This window comes from Enterovirga sp. (assembly GCF_028290205.1).
GTDB lineage: Bacteria > Pseudomonadota > Alphaproteobacteria > Rhizobiales > Beijerinckiaceae > Enterovirga.
Genome location: NZ_JAQGKF010000251.1, coordinates 1 through 5540 on the forward strand (window position 1 = coordinate 1; position 5540 = coordinate 5540).

The 5540-nt window shown below is 71.2% G+C and carries 6 protein-coding genes and 1 pseudogene; 4 read left to right on the top strand and 3 right to left on the bottom strand.

Going from position 1 to position 5540, the window contains the following annotated elements; genetic code table 11:
• A partial coding sequence (locus tag JWR86_RS17360) for a M81 family metallopeptidase (RefSeq protein WP_299567767.1) occupies nt 1-1332 on the top strand: 1332 nt, incomplete at its 5' end.
• A complete protein-coding gene (locus JWR86_RS17365) occupies nt 1329-2456 on the top strand; it encodes a M20/M25/M40 family metallo-hydrolase (RefSeq protein WP_299567769.1) in 1128 nt (375 codons plus the stop codon). The genes JWR86_RS17360 and JWR86_RS17365, both read left to right, overlap by 4 nt.
• 30 nt (nt 2457-2486) lie before the next feature.
• On the opposite strand, the gene JWR86_RS17370 is transcribed toward JWR86_RS17365, so the two are convergent.
• Genes JWR86_RS17370 through JWR86_RS17380 form a run of 3 tightly spaced genes read right to left on the bottom strand, consistent with a single transcriptional unit; the run spans nt 2487 to nt 4796 of the window.
• Nucleotides 2487-3497 (bottom strand): NAD(P)-dependent oxidoreductase, encoded by a 1011-nt coding sequence (locus JWR86_RS17370; RefSeq protein ID WP_299567771.1) that lies wholly within the window; start codon nt 3495-3497, stop codon nt 2487-2489.
• A 28-nt stretch (nt 3498-3525) separates the two neighbouring features.
• Entirely contained in the window at nt 3526-4587 is a 1062-nt protein-coding gene (uvsE, locus tag JWR86_RS17375) for a UV DNA damage repair endonuclease UvsE (protein ID WP_299567773.1), read from the bottom strand.
• A complete protein-coding gene (locus tag JWR86_RS17380) occupies nt 4584-4796 on the bottom strand; it encodes a DUF2945 domain-containing protein (protein ID WP_299567775.1) in 213 nt (70 codons plus the stop codon). Before JWR86_RS17380 ends, uvsE begins: the two co-directional genes overlap by 4 nt.
• A gap of 112 nt (nt 4797-4908) precedes the next feature.
• Here JWR86_RS17380 and JWR86_RS17385 point away from each other — a divergent pair, with 112 nt between their 5' ends.
• Nucleotides 4909-5232, top strand: a complete 324-nt coding sequence (locus JWR86_RS17385; RefSeq protein ID WP_299567777.1) for a hypothetical protein — start codon at nt 4909-4911, stop codon at nt 5230-5232.
• Nucleotides 5233-5320: 88 nt separating this feature from the next.
• Nucleotides 5321-5540 (top strand): annotated as a pseudogene (locus tag JWR86_RS17390) (hypothetical protein); the annotation flags it as partial.

The following is a 5540-nucleotide window of genomic DNA, read 5'->3' on the forward strand; positions in this document are numbered from 1 at the left end:
GCGGACGGCCACGAGGTGGTCGAAAGCCTCTCCGCCTTCGCCCAGCCGGGCGGGACCACCCTGCGGCATGTCTATGAGGAGCTGCGCGACACGCTGCTGGAGGACCTGCGGGCCGCCATGCCGGTCGATGTGGTGCTGCTGTTCATGCACGGCGCCATGGTGGCGGACGGCTACGACGATTGCGAAGGCGACACGCTCAGCCGCGTGCGGGAGATCGTCGGTCCCGGGGCCACGATCGGAATCGAGCTCGATCTCCATTGCCACCTGACCGAGCTGATGCGGCGAAGCGCCGACGCCACGGTGCTGTTCAAGGAATACCCGCACACGGACATCGCGCTGCGGGCGCCGGAGCTCTACCGAATCTGCCTCGCGGCGGCGCGCGGCGAGATCCGCCCCGTCACGGCCTTTGCCGATTGCCGCATGATCTCCATGTGGCGGACGCCGTTTCCGCCCATGCGGCGCTTCGTCGAGCGGATGACCTCGCTGGAGGGGCGCGACGGCATCCTGTCCGTGTCGCTCGGCCACGGCTTTCCCTGGGCCGACGTCGCCGAGGTCGGGGCCAAGGTGGTGGTGGTGGCGGACCGCGACGAGGCGGCGGCGGACCGGCTCGCCCGCCAGCTCGCCGGCGAGTTCTTTGCGCTTCGGGCCGAGACCGACACGCCCTACGACACGATCGACCAGGGCATCGACCGGGCCCTGGCCGGCCCCTCCGGCGCGGGCCCGCTCGTCCTGGCCGACGTGGCCGACAATGCCGGCGCGGGCGCCTCGTCGGATTCGACCGCCGTGCTGCAACGGCTCGTGGCCCGGGGCGTCCGCGACGCCGTGACCGGGCTCTACTGGGACCCGGTCGCGGTGGCGATCTGCCGCGAGGCCGGGGTCGGGGCGACCTTCGAGCTCCGCATCGGGGGGAAATGCGGACCCGCCTCCGGCGATCCCGTGGATCTGCGGGTCACCGTGCGGGCCGTGTCGGAGGCCCATAGCCAGACCGGCCTCAGCGGCGGGCGCGCCCTGCTCGGACCCGCCACCTGGGTGGAGGCGGAGGGGCTCCACATCGTGCTGGTCACGATCCGGCAGCAGACCTTTGCACCGGACAGTTTCACGGGGCTCGGCCTGACACTGACCGACAAGCGGCTGGTCGCCGTGAAGTCGATGCAGCATTTCCACGCCGCCTTTGCGCCGCTGGCGCGTGAAATCCGCTACCTGGCCGCGCCGGGCGCCGTCGCGCCCGATTACGCGGCGATCCCCTACACGAAGCGGGTCGCCCCCTACTGGCCGCGGCACCCGGACCCGTTCGCGGGCTCGAACGACGCCGCTTTCGGGAGCCCCGAATGAACCCTGCGCACCTGCCCTTCGACCTCGAGACCATGCTGGCGGGCCTGCGCGGCTGGGTCGAATGCGAGAGCCCGACCTACGACCGGGCGGCTGTGAACCGGATGATGGCGCTGGCGGCGCGCGACCTCGCCATCCTGGGCGCGAGCGTGGAAATGATCCCGGGCCGCATGGGCCTCGGCGATTGCGTCCGGGCGCGGGTGCCGCATCCGGATGCCGGGCCCGGCATCCTGGTGCTCGGCCACATGGACACCGTGCATCCGGTCGGGACGCTGGCCCACCTTCCCTTCCGGCGCGAGGGCGAGCGCTGCTACGGACCGGGCATCGGCGACATGAAGGGCGGCAATTACCTGGCCCTGGAAGCCATCCGGCAGCTCACCCGCGCCCATGTCGTGACGCCTCTGCCCGTCACCCTCCTGTTCACCTCCGACGAGGAGATCGGCTCGCCCTCCACCCGCGATCTGATCGAGGCCGAGGCCGCGCGGCACCGCTACGTGCTGGTGCCGGAGCCGGGCCGGGAGCGGAATGGCGTGGTCACCGGCCGCTACGCCATCGCCCGCTTCGACCTCGCGGCGTCGGGCCGGCCGAGCCATGCCGGGGCGACGCTGAGCCAGGGCCGCTCCGCCATCCGGGCCATGGCCCGCAAACTCCTCGAGATCGAGGACATGAGCACGGAGAACTGCACCTTTTCGGTCGGGGTCGTGCAGGGCGGCACCTGGGTGAATTGCGTGGCCACCACCTGCACGGGCCAGGCCCTGTCCATGGCCAAGCGGCAGGCCGATCTCGACCGCGGAATCGACCGCATGCTGGCGCTGTCCGGCACGGCGGACGGCGTCTCGTTCTCGGTGACGCGCGGCGTCACGCGGCCGGTCTGGGAGCCCGACGACGGCACCCTGGCGCTGTATGAAACGGCGTTGCGGATCGCCCACCACCTCGGCCAGGAGCTGCCGCACGGCCCGGCCGGCGGCGGCTCGGACGGGAATTTCACCGGCGCCATGGGCATTCCGACGCTGGATGGCCTCGGGCCGATCGGCGAGAAGCACCACACGCTCGAGGAGAATATCCAGGCCAAGAGCCTGGTGGACCGGGCCCGATTGTTTGCCGGGTTGCTGGCGACGCTGACCTGAACGCAGGCGGGGCCCGTCAGGCGCGCTGGCTCACCGACCCGGAGCGGCCGGCGCGCGCAACCGCCCGAGCCGTGTCGCGGCCTCGAGGTTCACGGCTCCGGCCGGGACTTCGCCGGCCAGCAGCGCCTTGACCTGGGCGACCGTGTCGAAGGCCTGGTGCTCGATGGCGGCGGGCGTGAGCCCGGCCGTGTGGGGGGTCGCGATCACGTCCGGGCGGCTCGCGAGAGCCAGCGACGGCCGCTGATCCGGGGCCCGCCCGACATCCATCGCCGCCCCGGCCAGCCGGCCCTCGTCCAGCGCCCGGGCGAGCGCGGCCTCGTCCACCAGATTGCCGCGCGACAGATTGAGCAGGAAGCTGCCGGGCTTCATCTGCCCGAAGGCAGCCGCGTCGAGGAGGTTCTCGGTCTCATCATTCGCGACGGCGAGGCAGCAGACGAAGTCCGAGCGGGCCAGGAGCTCGGGCATGCCGACCTGCTCCACCCGGCGGTCCTCCACCCTGACATGCGGGTCGCTCGCCACCACCCGCATGCCGAAGGCGAGCGCGAGGGGCGCGAGTTCGCGGGCGATGGCGCCGTAGCCGATCAGGCCGAGCGTCGCGCCCCTGAGCTGCACGCCCTCCTTGACGGCGGGCTCCTGCCCGGCCCGGTACGCGACCACGCTCGCCGAGATGTTGCGGGCCAGGTCGATCATGTAGCCGACAGCCATCTCGGCGACCGACACCGTGAAGCCGGGCGTCGCCCGGGTGCACAGAATGCCGTGCCGGCTCGCGGCCTGGACGTCGAGGTTCCGGATGTCGACCGCGCAGCGCAGAAAGGCGACGAGATCGGGGGCGCGCTCGAAGAAGGAGCCGAAGCCGGGCGTCTGTCGGTCCGACACCACGACCGCGCAGCCCGCCGCATGCCGGGCGAGGCCGTCGGCGTCGAGGACGCAGCCGGTCGGGTTGATCCGGACCTCGGCCAGCTCCCGCAAGGCCGCAAGCGCCCGCGCGCCGTAATACCGCTCGAGCATCTCCGGCTCGTGGGTCAGGAACACGGTCGCCATGGCTCGTCCGGCAGCAGAGGAGCTGCGGTCAGGCCGCCTCGTCGCGGTCGCCGGGCTCGATCCCGTCCACCTCCAGCACGGCCTCCTCCGCGTCAAGCAGCGCCGCGTCGCTCTCCTGCAGCCCGAAGCGCGCCGCCACGTCCGGCGCATAGCGGACGAGGTCGGGCCGGAGCTTGATCAGGCTGACGTCCTTGGCCTTGCTCTCCAGCATCACGTCGAAGGTGAAGCGCGCCGTGTCCCGCATGAAGCGGGTGAATTCGAACGGGTTCGTGAAATCGGCATGGCCCGTCCAGATCGGGGGCGCCTGGACGGTCTTCTTGCGCCCGGTCTTCCGGTCCGTCCGCTGCAGGCTGCGGAATTCGGTGCGGGGCGAGGAGAAATGCACCTTGGGCCTGACGCCCTCCGGCCAGGTGGCCAGGATCCGGCCGACCGTCTCGACCATGTCGAGCCGCTCGGGGTTCAGGCACCAGAAATGCTGGTGATCGAAGATCAGCCGCACGCCGGTGCGCTCGTGGATCCACAGAATGTCGGCGGCGCTGAAGCGCAGGTCGTCATGCTCCAGGACGAGCCGGCGCTGCACGGGCTCGGGCACGCGCTCCCAGTTCGTGACCCAGCGTTCGCGGCTCGCCGCGATGTCGCCGTAGGTGCCGCCCACATGGGTCACGACGACGGCCTCGGGGCCGAGTTCCATCCGGTCCAGCATCTCCGATTGCGACAGGAGGTCGGCCACGCTCTTCGCGGTCAGAACGGGATCTGGGCTGTTCAGCAGCACGTATTGCGACGGGTGGAACGAGAGCCGGATGTCGAGGTCGCGGCTCTTGCGGCCGATCGCCCCTAGCTCCGCGTCGCTCTCCCGCACCATGCCGTGGAATTGCGGCATGTCCGGATGGGTGGCGTAGGGCGCGAGATCCGAGGACAGCCGGTACATGCCGATGGCATGGCGGGCGAGATGGTCCAGGATCGCGTCCACGTATTCGAGGGACGTCTTGAGGTGCGGCTCCTTCTGCCAGCGCCGCGTGTCGTTGCTCTTCAGGTCGGGCCGGGCCAGAACCTTGACCGGGAAGCCGAGCCGGAGCGCCCGCACGCTCACGATTTCCGCAGCGCCTCGGGCTTGTGCACCGCCTCCTTGCCGGATGTGTCGCTCCGGACGCGGTACTGGGGCTCAGCCTGTGTGGCCTTGGCCGTGTGACCGCCGGCCTTCGTCGTCGCGGTCTCCGCCTTGACGACCTTGCCCTCGGTCTTGCCTTGGGGCGTCTGCCAGCTCACGCTGTCGCCCGCCTTGAAGGTCTTGGCTGCCATCGCGTCGCCTCCGAGAGGCCGGTCAACACGGGCCGCGAAGGCGGGTTCCGGCCCGGTGCGCCCACTCTGTTCACGCTTGCGTGGCCGCCCTGACGCGACGGGAGTTCGACGGTTGAGCGAAACGCAGCGGCCGCGGCCGGCCGGACTGACGCAGCACATCTTGCCCATCGCCGGCACCATGCTGGGCATCTGCACGACGCTGATCGGGCTCGTGAAACTCCTGGAAACGCAGAGCGTCGCCACATTGGTCGACGAGTTCGCGGGCCTGGTCGGCGCGTGTTTCCTGTTCAGCGCCATCCTGTCCTACAGCTCGATCCGGACGGAGCCTCGTCCGGCCCTGAGCAGCCGGCTCGAACGCGGGGCCGACGCGATGTTCCTGGTCGGCCTGACGAGCCTGTCCGTCCTGTCGCTGGTCTTCGCCTTTGAGCTGATCTGAGGGGCTGGGCCCGCGCGGCGGCCGATTGACCTCCGGCGAGGCGGCGGCGCATGAGGGCCGCCCCTTTCCCCTGCCGGAGCCGCACCCGATGCCCTGGACCGTTCGAGGCCTCGCCTTGGCCTTGACCCTGCCGATGCTGGCGAACTGCACGCAGCAAACGGCGGCGCCTCGCGGCGCGGCCCCTTCGGCCGGGCCCGCTCCCGCCCTCGCCGCACTGCCGTCGGGAAGCGGCTGCTCGGCCGAGATCACCCGCTTCCGGGCCGTGCTCGACAACGACCTGCAGGTCGGCCACGTCGACCGCAGCGTCC

Coding starts and splice junctions, on each gene's coding strand:
- JWR86_RS17365 (WP_299567769.1), top strand. CDS start 1,329: ATGAACCCTGCGCACCTGCCCTTCGACCTCGAGACCATGCTGGCGGGC.
- JWR86_RS17370 (WP_299567771.1), bottom strand. CDS start 3,497: ATGGCGACCGTGTTCCTGACCCACGAGCCGGAGATGCTCGAGCGGTAT.
- JWR86_RS17380 (WP_299567775.1), bottom strand. CDS start 4,796: ATGGCAGCCAAGACCTTCAAGGCGGGCGACAGCGTGAGCTGGCAGACG.